Raw genomic sequence first — 12,907 nt, forward strand, 5'->3', positions numbered from 1 at the left:
TATCTTAACGGAGCCGATCGTGACCGCGCCACTCCAAACCGCCTTCGTCGCCACGGCTCCTGACAAATATACCACACTGACTGGTCGGCTCGCCGTGATCCTGGACGGCTCAACGCCGCTCGACCCCAACCTGCGCAAGCTGAACCGCGCCATGGGCGGCGCCATTCTGCGGCTCGTGGAGAGCCCGGAGTTCGGCAAGGCGAAGGCCGGCAGCGGCCATCGCCTCGCATTTCCCGCCGGGATCGCCGCCGAAGCCGTCCTTGTGGTGAAGCTCCCGAAAAAGCCGACGCCCGCCGAGGCTCGCCGGGCGGGGGCGGCGATCGCGACGTTCAATGGCTCGACGCCGCTCACGGTTGTCGCCGGCAAGCAGGCCCGGGCCGCCGAGATCGCGCTCGGCCTCGCGCTCAGGGCCTATGCCTTCGAGACCTACCGCAAGCCCGACCCCGACGCACCGACGCCGAACACGGAGGTCCGGTTCGAGGTCAAGGATCCGGACGCCGTGAGCGCCGAGCACGTGGCCTTCGGCGCACAGGCGGAAGGCATCTTCTTCACCCGCGATCTGGTGAGCGAACCCGCGAACGTGCTCACCACCACCGAGTTCGCCACGCGCCTCGAAGCCCTGCGCGAGCTTGGCGTCGAGGTCGAGGTGCTCGATGAGCCCGAGCTCGAACGCCTCGGGATGCGCACGCTCCTCGCCGTCGGTCAGGGCTCGGCCACGCCGACGAAGGTCGTCGTGATGCAGTGGAAGGGCGGCGACGAAGCCACCCGGCCCTTCGCCCTCGTCGGCAAGGGCGTCGTCTTCGATACCGGCGGCATCTCGATCAAGCCGTCCGCCGGCATGGAAGAGATGACCATGGACATGGGCGGCGCCGCGGTCGTGGCCGGCGTCATGAAGACGCTCGCGCTCCGCAAGGCGCCCGCCAACGTCGTCGGTCTGGTCGGCCTCGTGGAGAACATGCCGGGCAGCAACGCGACCCGGCCGGGCGATGTGGTGCGCTCGATGAAGGGCGACACCATCGAGATCATCAACACCGACGCCGAGGGCCGCCTGCTCCTCGCGGACGTGCTCTGGTACACGCAGGAGCGCTTCAAGCCCACCGGCATCGTCGATCTCGCCACGCTGACCGGCGCGGTCATCATTGCCCTCGGACATGAGCTCGCGGGCGTCTTCTCGAATGACGACGCGCTTGCCGACGCCTTCCTCGCCGCCGCGCGCGCGGAGGAAGAGGGCGCATGGCGGATGCCGCTCAGCCCGGCGTACGAGAAGGCGCTGAAGAGCCGCATCGCCGACGTGGCGAACGTCGGCGGCCGTCCGGCCGGCTCGATCACCGCCGCGACGTTCCTCAAGCGGTTCATCGCCGACGGGATGCCATGGATCCACCTCGACATTGCCGGTGTCGCGTATCTTTCCCGGGAAACCGATCTCGGCCCGAAGGGCGCGACCGGTTGGGGCGTGCGCGCGCTCGACCGGCTGATCCGGGACCGATACCAGGACTGACGCGCCATGGCGGAGGTGCTGTTCTACCACCTGACCGCCAGCCCGCTCGAGGTGACGCTCCCCGATCTCCTCGAGCGATCCCTCGGCCGCGGCTGGCGCGTGGTTGTGCGCGTCGGTTCCGCAACGACGCTCGCCGCGCTTGACGCCGGCCTCTGGACCTGGCGGGACGACAGCTTCCTGCCGCACGGCACCGCGGCCCTTGGCCATGCGGCGGCGCAACCGATCTATCTCACCGCCGGTGACGAGGTGCCGAACCGTGCCGATGTGCTGATGCTCGTCGATGGCGCCCGCGCCACGCCGACGGAGATGGCGGGCTTCGCGCGGACCTGCCTCATCTTCGACGGCACCGACGAGCGTGCCGTCGAGACCGCGCGCGGTGACTGGCGCGCCGTGAAGGCCGCCGCACTCCCGGCGAAGTACTGGGCGCAGGAACACGGGCGCTGGGTGCAGAAGGCCTGAGCATCAACCCAGGTTGCGATCTGGTTGATATTATTTCAGATATATGGATATGTCAGATGCTTGCATGGGTCGCGCGACCTGTGCACTCAAGGCGTCAGCCGCATCCTGTCGCCGCTGATCTCGACCTTCGCGAACCGGTCGAGCCCCGACATGCCGAGCAGCGAGGTCTCGAGCCCGCCCGCGCTCACGCTCGCCCGGACCCCGGTCTCGGTCAGGTCCCCGAGCTTCATCACGCCCAGCCGGATCTGCGCGGTCTCCACGACCCCGTTCGCCGTCAGCGCCCGCCCCATGAAGTTGAGCGCCCCCACGTCGATCCCGACCCGCTCCGCATCCCGGCGGCTGAGGACGATCTCGCTCGCCCCGGTATCGACGAGGAAGCGCACCGGCACGTTGTTTACTTCCATCCGCACATGAAAATGCCCGTCCGACGCCCGCTCGACGTCGATCACCCCGCTCTCCGAGACCGTCATCTCCGAGGGCACCAGCTCCTGCATCAGCACGTCACGGAAGCCGTAGACGATGACCGCAAGCGCAAAGATCAGCACCCAGATCAGCAAATCCCGCATCCGCCGCCCGAGATTGCGCCCCCGCCAGAACAGCCCCCCCGCCACGAAGACGAGCAGGCACACGAGAAAGACGACCCGCATCGTCGCGTCAGGATCGGCTGGCCAGTTCATGTTGACAGGAACCCGTACTCCCGCAGCCCGTCGAGCACGAACTGCACCGACAGCGCCGCGAGCAGGATGCCGAAGAGCCGCGTCAGGACCGAGATCCCGGTATGTCCGAGGGCGTGTTCGATGAGGTGGCTCAACCGGAAGAGAACATAGGTCAGGACCAGCACCGCGATGAGCACCGCGCCGATGCCGATCATCGTGACCGTGCTGTCCGAATGCCGCGTCCCGAGCAGAATGATCGTCGTCATCGCCCCCGGCCCGGCGATGAGCGGCATGGCGAGCGGAAAGACCGACGGGTCGCCCAGATTCTCCTCGGACTGCCGCTCCCGCCGGTCGGTCCGCCGCTCGAACAGCATGTCGAGCGCCGTCAGGAACAAGAGGATCCCGCCCGAGATGCGGAACGCCGGGATCGAGATGCCGATGGCTCCCAGTAGCCCCTCGCCGAAGAGTCCGAACACGGCAAGGATCACAAACCCGATGAGCAGCGCCCGGGCGCCCACATGGTGGCGCTGCCGCCGGGTCATTCCGCGGGTGAGGGCGATGAAGATCGGCGCAAGCCCGATCGGATCGATGATGACGAAGAGGGTGACGAAGGCGGTGACCAGGACCTCCGTCATGCCACGCCCGCTGCCTCTAGCCGTTCAAGGGCGGCCATCCACAACGCCTCGGCCCGCTCCAGCCCGCTCTCGACCTCGGCGCGTTTCTTCTGCAACGCCTCGATCGCGTCCTGATCCCCCCGCGCGTAGAGCAGCGGGTTCGCGAGCCGGCCGTCGATCTCGTCGCGCATCCCCTCGAGCTTCGCGACCCGCGCCTCGCACCTCGAGACCTCGGCCCTGAGCGGCGCCACCTCGGAGCGGGGCAGGGCCCGTGCCTTTGGCCGCTCCTCCCGCTTCGGCGCCGCGCCGCCACCGCCACTCCGCTCGGAGAGCAGCAGCCGGCGATACGCGTCCATGTCGTCGTCGAACGGCCGGATCCGCCCGTCCTTCACCAGCCACAGGCGCTCGGCGACGAGCTCGACCAGATAGGGGTCGTGGCTCACCAGCATGACCGCGCCACCATACTCGGTCAGCCCTTCGACCAGCGCGTCGCGACTCTCGATGTCGAGGTGGTTGGTCGGCTCGTCGAGAATGATCAGATGCGGCGCATCGAGCGTCGCGAGCAGCAGCGCGAGCCGCGACTTCTGGCCACCCGACAGCCGCCCGACCTCGGTCGTGGCGATGTCGGCACCGACCCCACCCGACGCGAGCCGCGCCCGGAGCTTGCCGGGATTCTCCTCAGGCCGCCGCACCTGCAGATGTTGCAGCGGCGTTGCGCCGAGTTCGAGCTCGTCCACCTGATGCTGGGCGAAGTAGCCGACCCGGAGCTTCGAGGACGCGAGCTTGCGGCCCTTCATTGGCGCCAGCCGGTCGGCGAGCAGCTTCACGAAGGTCGACTTGCCCTGACCGTTCTGCCCGAGCAGCGCGATCCGGTCGTCCTGGTCGATCCGAAGGTCGAGATGCGACAGGACGGGGCGGCCGTCGTAGCCTACGGTCACGTCCTCGAGCCGGATGATCGGCGGCGACAGCTCCTCCGGCGTGGGGAAGTTGAAGCCCGTCACGCTGTCCTCGACGACGGCGGCGATCGGCTTCATCCGCTCCAGCGCCTTGATCCGGCTCTGCGCCTGCCGCGCCTTCGACGCCTTCGCCCGGAAGCGATCGACGAAGCTTTGCATGTGCGCCCGCGCCGCGTCCTGCTTGCGCTTCTCGGAGATCTGCTGCTCGAGCCGCGCCCGCCGGGTGTCCTCGAAGATGTCGTAGGGCCCCTGGTAGAGTGTGAGCTTCTGCCGGTCGAGATGCAGGATCGCGCCCACCGAGCGGTTCAGAAGGTCCCTGTCGTGGCTGATCACGAGCACCGTGTGGGGATACTTCGCGAGGAAGCTCTCGAGCCAGATCGCGCCCTCGAGGTCGAGGTAGTTCGTCGGCTCGTCGAGGAGCAACACGTCGGGCCGCGCGAAGAGCACGGCGGCGAGCGCCACCCGCATCCGCCAGCCGCCGGAGAACTCGGCGCAGGTCCGCGCCTGCGCGGCCGCGTCGAAGCCAAGACCGGCGAGGATCGAGGCGGCCCGTGCCTCGGCGGAATGTGCGTCGATGTCGGCGAGGCGGGCGTGGATTTCACCGATCCGATGCGCGTCGGTGGCGATCTCTGCCTCCGCCATCAGCGCCGCGCGCTCCTCGTCCGCCGCAAGGACGGTGTCGATGAGGCTCACCCGGCTCGCCGGGGCTTCCTGCGCGACGCCGCCGATGCGGGCCCGCTTCGGCACCTCGATCTCGCCCGAGTCGAGCGCGAGTTCGCCACGGATCAGCCGGAAGAGCGTGGTCTTGCCACTGCCGTTGCGGCCGACGAATCCGACCTTGTGACCCTCGGGGATGAGTGCCGAGGCGTCGTCGAAGAGCTTCTTGCCTTCGAGGGTGAAGCTGAGGTTGCGCAGTGCGAGCATGCGCCCGATGTGGCCCGTGGCCCGTGGCTTGTCAATTGAGCGCGCGGGCGTGGATGCGGGGCCGCGGGCAACCCGACAGGGCCGCCGATTGGTCGATACGTACGGTCCAATGGTCGCGGAATCCCTGTTCCCATGTTGCAGCACTGCGCGCGGGCGGGTATCTGGACCCGGACGGAACTCGGACGGGCCTCTGGCCGGTCCGACGACGCGCCGCGATCGCAGCGCAGGAAATTACGCAGGCTGGCGCGACGTCAGGCGCCGATTGCTCGGCACGGGATGATACGAGGGGAAGTACGCATGGCCGTCAAGGTTGCTATCAACGGGTTCGGACGCATCGGGCGCAATGTGCTGCGCGCCATCGTCGAGTCGGGTCGGGATGACATCGAAGTCGTCGCGATCAACGACCTCGGCCCGGTCGAGACCAATGCCCACCTGATCCGCTACGACTCGGTCCACGGACGTTTCCCCGGCACCGTGACAGTCAAGGGTGACACGATCGACGTTGGCCGCGGCCCGATCCGGGTGACCGCGCTGCGCAACCCGGCCGAACTGCCGTGGGGCGACGTCGATATCGCGCTCGAGTGCACCGGCATCTTCTCCGATCGCGAGAAGGCGAAGGCGCATCTCGAGAACGGCTCGAAGCGGGTCATCGTCTCGGCGCCGTCGGCGGGCGCGGACAAGACCATCGTCTACGGCGTGAACGACAATACGCTCACCAAGGACGATCTCGTCATCTCGAACGCGTCGTGCACCACGAACTGCCTCTCGCCCGTCGCCTATGTGCTCAACAAGGCGATCGGGATCGAGCGGGGGTTCATGACCACGATCCACAGCTATACCGGCGACCAGCCGACGCTCGACACGCTGCACAAGGATCTCTACCGGGCCCGCGCGGCGGCGCTCTCGATGATCCCGACGACGACCGGCGCGGCGAAGGCCGTGGGTCTCGTGCTGCCCGAACTGAACGGCAAGCTCGACGGCGTCTCGATCCGCGTCCCGACCCCGAATGTCTCGGTGGTGGACTTCAAGTTCGTCGCCAGCCGGCCGACCTCGGTTGAAGAGGTCAACGGGGCGATCCGGGCAGCCGCCGACGGCGAGCTGAAGGGCATCCTCGGCTACACCGACGAGCCGCTGGTCTCGCACGACTTCAACCATGATCCGCATTCGTCGATCTTCCACATGGACCAGACCAAGGTGCTGGACGGCACCTTCGTGCGCGTCATGACCTGGTACGACAACGAGTGGGGCTTCTCGAACCGCATGGCCGACACGGCCGTCGCGCTCGGCAAGCTGATCTGAGTCTCCGGGCCGCTCCGGGAGACCGGAGCGGCCCGTTTTCCGACCGGGGCGCGCAAGTTGCGCGTCCCGCTTATCTATTCGATTTTGTTGAATGAGTTCCGTCAACCGGATGGCAGATCCCGGTTGACCTGCCGGGCGGCAGAGGTGATCCGAGACCTCCCCTGCCACGTTCCCGTGCCCCTCAGGCGTCCGCCGTCTCGCGCGCACCCAGCACATCGGCGAAGTAGTCCGCGAGGTCGCCCGTAGCATCGAGCGGCAGGACCTGGGCGATGTACTGGTCGGGCCGGACCACCACCATGGCGCCCTCGCTCCGGTCGATGCCGCGCACGTCGAAGATGTCGATGGCCGGGTCGGCGCAGAACGCCTTCTCGTAGTCGCGCAGGCCGAAGCGGCCCTTCACTGGCCAGAGCAGGCCCGGCAGGTCGTCCATGGACAGGCTGTCGTGCGGGGCCTGAAGCACGCCGCGCACGTCAAAGACCGCGTCGATGTTTTCGCCCTCGGGGGTGTGCCGGCGGAGCGGCGAGTCGGCCGCGTCTTCGAGGTGCTCGCAGAGGCGTGCGAGCCGCGAGCCGGCACCGTGGCCGTCGGCGCCTGCGAAGAGATAGATCCGCCAGCGTCCGTCCGCCTCCGCCACATGGCCGAGGTGCATCGGCTTCGCGTCCGCCAGCCGCACGACGGGGGCGGAGTGGAAGCGCATGCCGACGATCAGCCCCTTTGCCAGCGCCTGATGGGTGCCCGGGCCGGTCAGGACCGAGGCCGGATAGTGCGTCGCGGTGCCGGCGGTGAAGCGGCCCTGCTGGACGAAGTACTGCTGGAACTCCGCCGGATCGACGCCGTCCACATCATCGGGCGAGGTCTTGGGCCGGGCGCTGAACATCTTCGCGAACTTGCCGTCGAAGTCGATCAGCTCCTTTGCGACGATCTGCCGTTCCGCCGAGTAGGTGTGCAGCAGCTCCGGGCCGGCGATACCGCGCAGCACCGCCGCGAGCTTCCAGCCGAGATTGAACGTGTCCTGCATCGAGACGTTCATGCCCTGACCCGCCTTCGGGCTGTGGGTGTGGCAGGCGTCGCCGGCGATGAAGACGCGAGGGGTCCGCGTGCCTTCGGAACCGGCGGGCACGTCGTCGAACTTGTCGGTGAGCCGCTGGCCGATCTCGTAGACCGACCACCACGCCACCTCCTTCACGTCGAGGGTGTAGGGGTGCAGGATCCGCTGGGCGGCGGCGATGAGCTGATCGCTGGTGATGTTCTTCGAGGCCACCCGCTCGTTCTCGCCGAGCTTGTCGAGCTCGATGTAGAGGCGCACGAGATAGCCGCCTTCCCGCGGGATGATGAGAATGTTGCCGTGCTCGGCGGAGTGGATGGCGCTTTTCAGGCGGATGTCGGGGAAATCGGTGTAGGCGAGCACGTCCATCACGCCCCATGCCTGATTGGCGGCCTCGCCCTTGAGGTCGCGGCCGATCGCCCGGCGCACACCGCTGCGCGCGCCGTCGCAACCGACGACGTAGCGGGCACGGACGATCTCGTCGCGGCTGTCGTCCTCGGCATCCACCGGCCGCAGGCGCACGGTGACGGGCTCAGCCGGATCCTCGGGGATCGTCAGGTCCTCGATGCGGAGGTTGTAGTCCGGCACCAGCCCGGTAGGGGCGTTGCGCATGAGTTCGAGGTAGAAGTCATGGACCCGCGCTTGATTCAGGATGACGTGCGGGAATTCCGAGAGGCCCTCCTCGGTGTCGCGCACCCGGCCGTGACGGATGATCTGGCCGCCATCGCCAGGCTTCCAGAACGTCGTCTCGTTGACCCAGTAGGCTTCCCGCTCCACGCGGTCGGCGAAACCGAAGGCGTTGAACATCTCCATGGTCCGGCAGGCAATGCCGTCGGCCTGACCCAGTTCGAGCGGCCCCGGCTTCTGTTCGACGATGCGGGTGCGGATGCCGGGGAAGCCCGCGAGCTGTGCGGCGAGCGTCAGGCCGGCCGGACCGCAGCCGATGATCAGGACGTCGAGAACGTCGCCCGAAGGGGCAGGGGCCGGGTCGCGGAGCGCGGGGTCGCCGACACGGAAGCCATCGAGATGAAACTGCATTGTTCTTCCTCCTGAAATTCGGGCGTGCAAAAGGCCCTCGCTCACGGCGAAGGCCGCGGCGGTCGTGGTTCTTGGGGTTGGTCGGGGTGGATGCGGCGGGCCTAGGCGGCCCGGGGTCGGTTGGTGCCGCGGGTGGCCCGCGGGGTCGGGTTGTTGCGGCGGGCCTCAGCGGCCCGCGAGCGGGGTGGCTATTCGATCATCTCGGTCTTGCGCGCCACGAGCGGGGCGCGGCTGCTGTCGTTTGCCGCCTCGGTCGCCCGGCGGAGCAGGGCGACGAAGGGTTCACGATCCTCCGCTGGCAGTGCGCCGACGATGTCTTCCTGGACGAGCCCCGCGACCGGCAGCGCCCGGTCGAGCAATGTCTGGCCGTCCGGGCTCAGCTCCAGCACACGCGCACGGCGGTCGCGCGGGTGGACCTCACGGCTGACCAGGCCCTTGGTGACAAGCCGGTCAACGACGCCGCCGATGGTGACGCGGTCGTAGGCGATCAACCCGGCGAGCGTTGCCTGATCGATGCCGGGGTTCTCCCGCACGGTCTTCAGCGCGGCGAACTGCACTGACGTGAGATCGATCCCGGCCTCGGCCATCCGCGCGGTGAAAATCGCCGTCGAAATCTGGTGGAGCCGCCGGATCAGGTGTCCGGGCATGTCGTAGAGCGCGTCGTATGGCGTGTCAGGCACGGGTCGATCTCCTCGCATTGAGGATGGTCTACCCGATTCGAAAAAAAATAGCAAGTACACGTATCATTAATTGACACGCATACGTATGATGCGTATACGACATATCACTGGCCGACGCGCACAACGCCGCGGCCCACCCAGTTCCCCGGAGGAATCGTCCATGCCTGTATCTGCCACGGCCGAGAGGAAGCGTGTCCGCACGCTTGTCTGGATCATCTCGCTTGCCACAGTCGGACTGATGTTCGACGGCTACGATCTTGTGATCTACGGCACCGTCGTTTCGACCTTTCTCCGCGATCCGAGCCATATCGGCGCGGTTGACCCCGCGCTTGCGGGCGCCCTTGGCAGCTATGCGCTGATCGGGGTTCTCGTCGGCGCGCTGATCGCCGGCAGCATCGGCGACTTTCTCGGGCGCCGGAAAATGATGCTCGGTGCCTATGCCTGGTTCTCGCTCGGCATGCTGGCGACGTCGTTCACCCATACCGCGCAGGCGTTCGGGATCTTTCGCTTCCTGACCGGGCTCGGGGTCGGCGTGCTGCTGGCAACGACCGCGGCGCTGGTCTCCGAGTTCGCACCGAAGGGCAGGAAGAACCTCTGCAACGCCATCACCTACTCCGGTGTGCCGCTCGGCAGTCTCGCGGCGGCGGCGATCGCCATCGTGTTGCTGGAGCACATCGGCTGGCGCGGGCTCTTCGCGATCGGTGCGCTGCCGCTCGTCACGCTGCTGCCGCTCGCCATCTGGAAGATGCCGGAATCGGTGGTGTGGCTGGTCTCGCGCGGACGGATCGACGAGGCGCGGGCCGTCGCCGAGCGCACCGGGGTGGAGATGCCGACGCTCGACGCCGCGGCGGAGGCGGAAGAGCAGGGGGCGGCAGGCTATGCCGGGCTGTTTGGGGATTTCCTGCTGCCGACGATTCTCATCGGGCTGATGAGCGCCACCGGCCTGCTTCTGGTCTATTCGCTCAACACCTGGCTGCCGGAGCTGATGCTGCGGGCGGGGTTCAACGCCAAGGGCTCGCTCTCTTTCCTGCTGGTGCTGAACGGTGCGGCGGCGCTCGGACCGATTGTCGTCGCCCGCTTTGCCGATCGCTTCGGGCCGAAGCCGGTGGTGGCGGCGAGCTTCCTGCTCGGGGCGGTGTCGATCGCGGCGCTGACGCTGAAGCTGCCGCTGGCGGCGCTGCTCGGGATCGTCGCGCTGGTCGGGATCGGCACGAGCGGCACCCAGACGCTGATCTACGGGTTTGTCGCCACTTACTTCCCGACCCGGGTGCGGGGTGCGAGCGTCGCGTGGTGCGCGGGCTTCGGTCGGCTTGGCGGCGTTGGCGGGCCGCTGATCGGCGGGTTGCTGATCGCGGCGGGCTTCTCGATCGAGACGATCCTGCTGATCCTCGCCGGGCTGGCGCTGGTCGGCATGGTGCTGGCGCAGCTCATTCCGCCGACGCGGCTCACGCCCGAGGCGCGGCCGCCGCTGGCGGCATGAGGAAAGTGAGCGGCCGCTCGTCGGGGCGGCCGCTCACTCGCTTTCGATTTCCCGGCGGAGAGCTTCGATGTGCGGGACGGCGGCGGTCTCCGCGGCGCGTTCGATGGCGCGGTATCGCGTGACGATCGCAAGGCCGAGGGGCGTCAGTTCCGAACCGCCGCCGCGCTGGCCGCCCTTCTTGGCGGCCACGACGGGTTTGCGGAACAGCTTGTTCAGGTCTTCGACCAGCGACCAGGCGTGCTTGTAGGACATGCCCATCTGGCGCGCGGCCTCCGAGATCGAGCCGTATGCCGCGATCTGTTCCAGAAGCGAGACCTTGCCCGGGCCGATGCGCCCGTTGGCTTCGAGGTCGATGCGAAGGCTGAGCGAGCCGGGCATACGAGGCTGCCTCCCCATACTGACTGCCGTCACGATCGCGCGATCGGACCGGTGGGCGCAAGGCCGGAAAGCGGTGCGCGGCCGGGTGCCGCAGTTCCGTCGAGGCTCACCGCCTTGACGATCGCCCAGAGCGGGACGCCGGGGGCGAGACCGAGGGTCGCGACGGTCTGGCGGGTGACACGGGCAACGAGGCGGTCGCCGCCGGCGTCGAGGTCGACGAGCGCGTCGGGAGCGTCGGATGTCTCGGTCACGCCGAGCACGGTGGCGGCGAAGACGTTGAGCGCACTGATCCGGGTCGGGCGGTCGAGGGCGAGCATGACGTCGCGGGCGCGCACCCGCACGCGCAGCCGCGCGCCGGTCGGGGCGTCGAGGCGCGACACGCGCCAGAGGCCGGCCGGGGAGCGCAGGAGGCTGAGGCCGAAGTCCGGGTCGCGGCCTTCGAGCACCACCTCGACGAGGGCGGCGGTCTCGTCGCGGCTCTCGGGCAGCGAAAGCTCCAGATGGGCGAGCACTTCGTCGGCCGGGCCGCTGGCGACCGCCCGGCCGCCGGCGAGCAGGACGACGTCGGTGGCGAGGCGCGCCACCTCGGCGATGGCGTGGCTGACGTAGACGACGGGGATGCCGAGCTCGTCGCGCAGGCGTTCGACGAAGGGCAGGATCTCGGCCTTGCGGTCTTCGTCGAGGGCGGCGAGAGGCTCGTCCATGAGGAGAAGCCGCGGGCTGGCGGCGAGCGCGCGGCCGACGGCGACGCGGCTCTTCTCGCCGCCTGAAAGCCGGGCGGGGCGGCGGTCGAGGAGGTGGCCGATGCCGAGGAGCTCGATGATGCGGGTGATGTCGGCCCAGCGGTCGGCGCGTGGCGAGAGCAGCCGGCCGTAGGCGAGGTTCTGGCGCACGGTCAGGTGGGGAAAGAGCCGCGCGTCCTGAAAGACGTAGCCGATGCGCCGCCGGTGCGTCGGCACGAAGACCCGCTCGTCGGTGTCCACGAGGGTGCGTCCGTCGATCTCGATCCGGCCCCGGTCGGGACGCTCCAGCCCGGCGATGAGGTTGATGAGCGTGGTCTTGCCGGAGCCGGAGTGGCCGAAGAACGCGGTCAGCCGGCCGCTGGTCTCGAAGCGGGCATCGAGATTGAAGGCGCCGAGGCGCCGGGAGACGTCGACGACGAGCGTCATGCGAGGTCCATGCTGCGGCTGATCCGTCGGGCGAGCAGCTCGGAGGCAAGCAGCGCCGCCATGGCGATCGCCACCGACACGAGCGTGAGCCGCAGCGCCCCGGCGCCGCCGCCCGGGACTTGCGTATAGGTGTAGATCGCCGAGGGCAGGGTCTGGGTCTCGCCGGGGATGTTCGAGACGAAGGTGATCGTCGCGCCGAACTCGCCCATGGCCTTCGCGAAGGTCAGGATCATGCCGGCGATGATGCCGGGCAGCACCAGCGGCAGCGTCACGGTGAGAAAGACGAGGATCGGGCTCGCGCCGAGCGTCGCGGCCGCGGCCTCCAGCCGCCGGTCGACCGCCTCGATGGAGAGCCGGATCGAGCGGACGAGAAGCGGGAACGCCATGACGCCACAGGCGAGCGCCGCGCCGGTCCAGCGAAACGCGAAGACGATGCCGAAATGCTCGTCAAGGAAGCTGCCGATCGGCCCGCGCCGCCCCATGGTCAGGAGCAGGACATAGCCGGTGACGACCGGCGGCAGGATGAGGGGCAAGTGGACAAGGCCGTTCACCACCGCCTTGCCGGGAAACTCCCGCCGCGCGAGAAGCCACGCCACGGCGATGCCGAACGGCAGGCTGACGAGCGTCGCCCAGACGGAGACGCGCAGGGAGAGACGGACCGCGGTCCACTCATTCGGACTGAGGCCCAGCCACTCCATGCCGCGCGTCCCT

The 12,907-nt window shown here is 68.6% G+C and carries 12 protein-coding genes; 4 read left to right on the forward strand and 8 right to left on the reverse strand.

Annotation, left to right across the window (positions count from 1 at the left end; genetic code table 11):
- Positions 1 to 19 precede the first annotated feature (19 nt).
- Both HNP73_RS11065 and HNP73_RS11070 read left to right on the forward strand, forming a co-directional pair.
- Entirely contained in the window at positions 20 to 1,498 is a 1,479-nt protein-coding gene (locus HNP73_RS11065; protein WP_184148915.1) for a leucyl aminopeptidase, read from the forward strand.
- A 6-nt stretch (positions 1,499 to 1,504) separates the two neighbouring features.
- Complete coding sequence (locus tag HNP73_RS11070) at positions 1,505 to 1,957, forward strand: DNA polymerase III subunit chi (RefSeq protein WP_184148918.1); 453 nt, start codon at positions 1,505 to 1,507, stop codon at positions 1,955 to 1,957.
- An 86-nt stretch (positions 1,958 to 2,043) separates the two neighbouring features.
- Here HNP73_RS11070 and HNP73_RS11075 read toward each other — a convergent pair whose 3' ends face one another.
- Genes HNP73_RS11075 through HNP73_RS11085 form a run of 3 tightly spaced genes read right to left on the reverse strand, consistent with a single transcriptional unit; the run spans position 2,044 to position 5,107 of the window.
- Entirely contained in the window at positions 2,044 to 2,634 is a 591-nt protein-coding gene (locus HNP73_RS11075) for a retropepsin-like aspartic protease family protein (protein WP_184148921.1), read from the reverse strand.
- Positions 2,631 to 3,248, reverse strand: coding sequence for a MarC family protein (locus HNP73_RS11080; protein ID WP_184148924.1), 618 nt, complete (start codon positions 3,246 to 3,248; stop codon positions 2,631 to 2,633). Before HNP73_RS11080 ends, HNP73_RS11075 begins: the two co-directional genes overlap by 4 nt.
- Positions 3,245 to 5,107 (reverse strand): ABC-F family ATP-binding cassette domain-containing protein, encoded by a 1,863-nt coding sequence (locus HNP73_RS11085; protein WP_184148927.1) that lies wholly within the window; start codon positions 5,105 to 5,107, stop codon positions 3,245 to 3,247. The genes HNP73_RS11080 and HNP73_RS11085 overlap by 4 nt, the downstream gene beginning before the upstream one ends.
- Positions 5,108 to 5,404: 297 nt before the next feature.
- On the opposite strand from HNP73_RS11085, the gene gap reads away from it, so the two are divergent.
- On the forward strand, positions 5,405 to 6,406 hold the full coding sequence (gap, locus tag HNP73_RS11090) for a type I glyceraldehyde-3-phosphate dehydrogenase (RefSeq protein ID WP_184148930.1): 1,002 nt from the start codon (positions 5,405 to 5,407) through the stop codon (positions 6,404 to 6,406).
- A 181-nt stretch (positions 6,407 to 6,587) separates the two neighbouring features.
- On the opposite strand, the gene HNP73_RS11095 is transcribed toward gap, so the two are convergent.
- Together HNP73_RS11095 and HNP73_RS11100 are read right to left on the reverse strand one after the other, a co-directional pair.
- Positions 6,588 to 8,489 (reverse strand): FAD-binding monooxygenase, encoded by a 1,902-nt coding sequence (locus HNP73_RS11095; protein WP_184148933.1) that lies wholly within the window; start codon positions 8,487 to 8,489, stop codon positions 6,588 to 6,590.
- A 188-nt stretch (positions 8,490 to 8,677) separates the two neighbouring features.
- On the reverse strand, positions 8,678 to 9,169 hold the full coding sequence (locus HNP73_RS11100; RefSeq protein WP_343063264.1) for a MarR family winged helix-turn-helix transcriptional regulator: 492 nt from the start codon (positions 9,167 to 9,169) through the stop codon (positions 8,678 to 8,680).
- Between the two features lie 160 nt (positions 9,170 to 9,329).
- Here HNP73_RS11100 and HNP73_RS11105 point away from each other — a divergent pair, with 160 nt between their 5' ends.
- Positions 9,330 to 10,649 (forward strand): MFS transporter, encoded by a 1,320-nt coding sequence (locus HNP73_RS11105; protein WP_184148939.1) that lies wholly within the window; start codon positions 9,330 to 9,332, stop codon positions 10,647 to 10,649.
- 33 nt (positions 10,650 to 10,682) lie between these two features.
- Here HNP73_RS11105 and HNP73_RS11110 read toward each other — a convergent pair whose 3' ends face one another.
- The 3 genes from HNP73_RS11110 to modB are packed head-to-tail and all read right to left on the reverse strand — an operon-like array spanning position 10,683 to position 12,894.
- The gene (locus HNP73_RS11110) at positions 10,683 to 11,027 is read right to left on the reverse strand and encodes a winged helix-turn-helix domain-containing protein (RefSeq protein ID WP_184148942.1); all 345 of its coding nucleotides are present in this window, start codon (positions 11,025 to 11,027) and stop codon (positions 10,683 to 10,685) included.
- Positions 11,028 to 11,056: 29 nt separating this feature from the next.
- Positions 11,057 to 12,196 carry a molybdenum ABC transporter ATP-binding protein gene (modC, locus tag HNP73_RS11115; RefSeq protein ID WP_184148945.1) on the reverse strand — a complete coding sequence of 380 codons (1,140 nt, stop codon included), beginning with the start codon at positions 12,194 to 12,196 and terminating at the stop codon, positions 11,057 to 11,059.
- On the reverse strand, positions 12,193 to 12,894 hold the full coding sequence (gene modB, locus HNP73_RS11120; RefSeq protein ID WP_184148948.1) for a molybdate ABC transporter permease subunit: 702 nt from the start codon (positions 12,892 to 12,894) through the stop codon (positions 12,193 to 12,195). Before modB ends, modC begins: the two co-directional genes overlap by 4 nt.
- Between the last annotated feature and the right edge of the window lie 13 nt (positions 12,895 to 12,907).

Source organism: Amaricoccus macauensis, assembly GCF_014201905.1.
Taxonomy (GTDB): domain Bacteria; phylum Pseudomonadota; class Alphaproteobacteria; order Rhodobacterales; family Rhodobacteraceae; genus Amaricoccus; species Amaricoccus macauensis.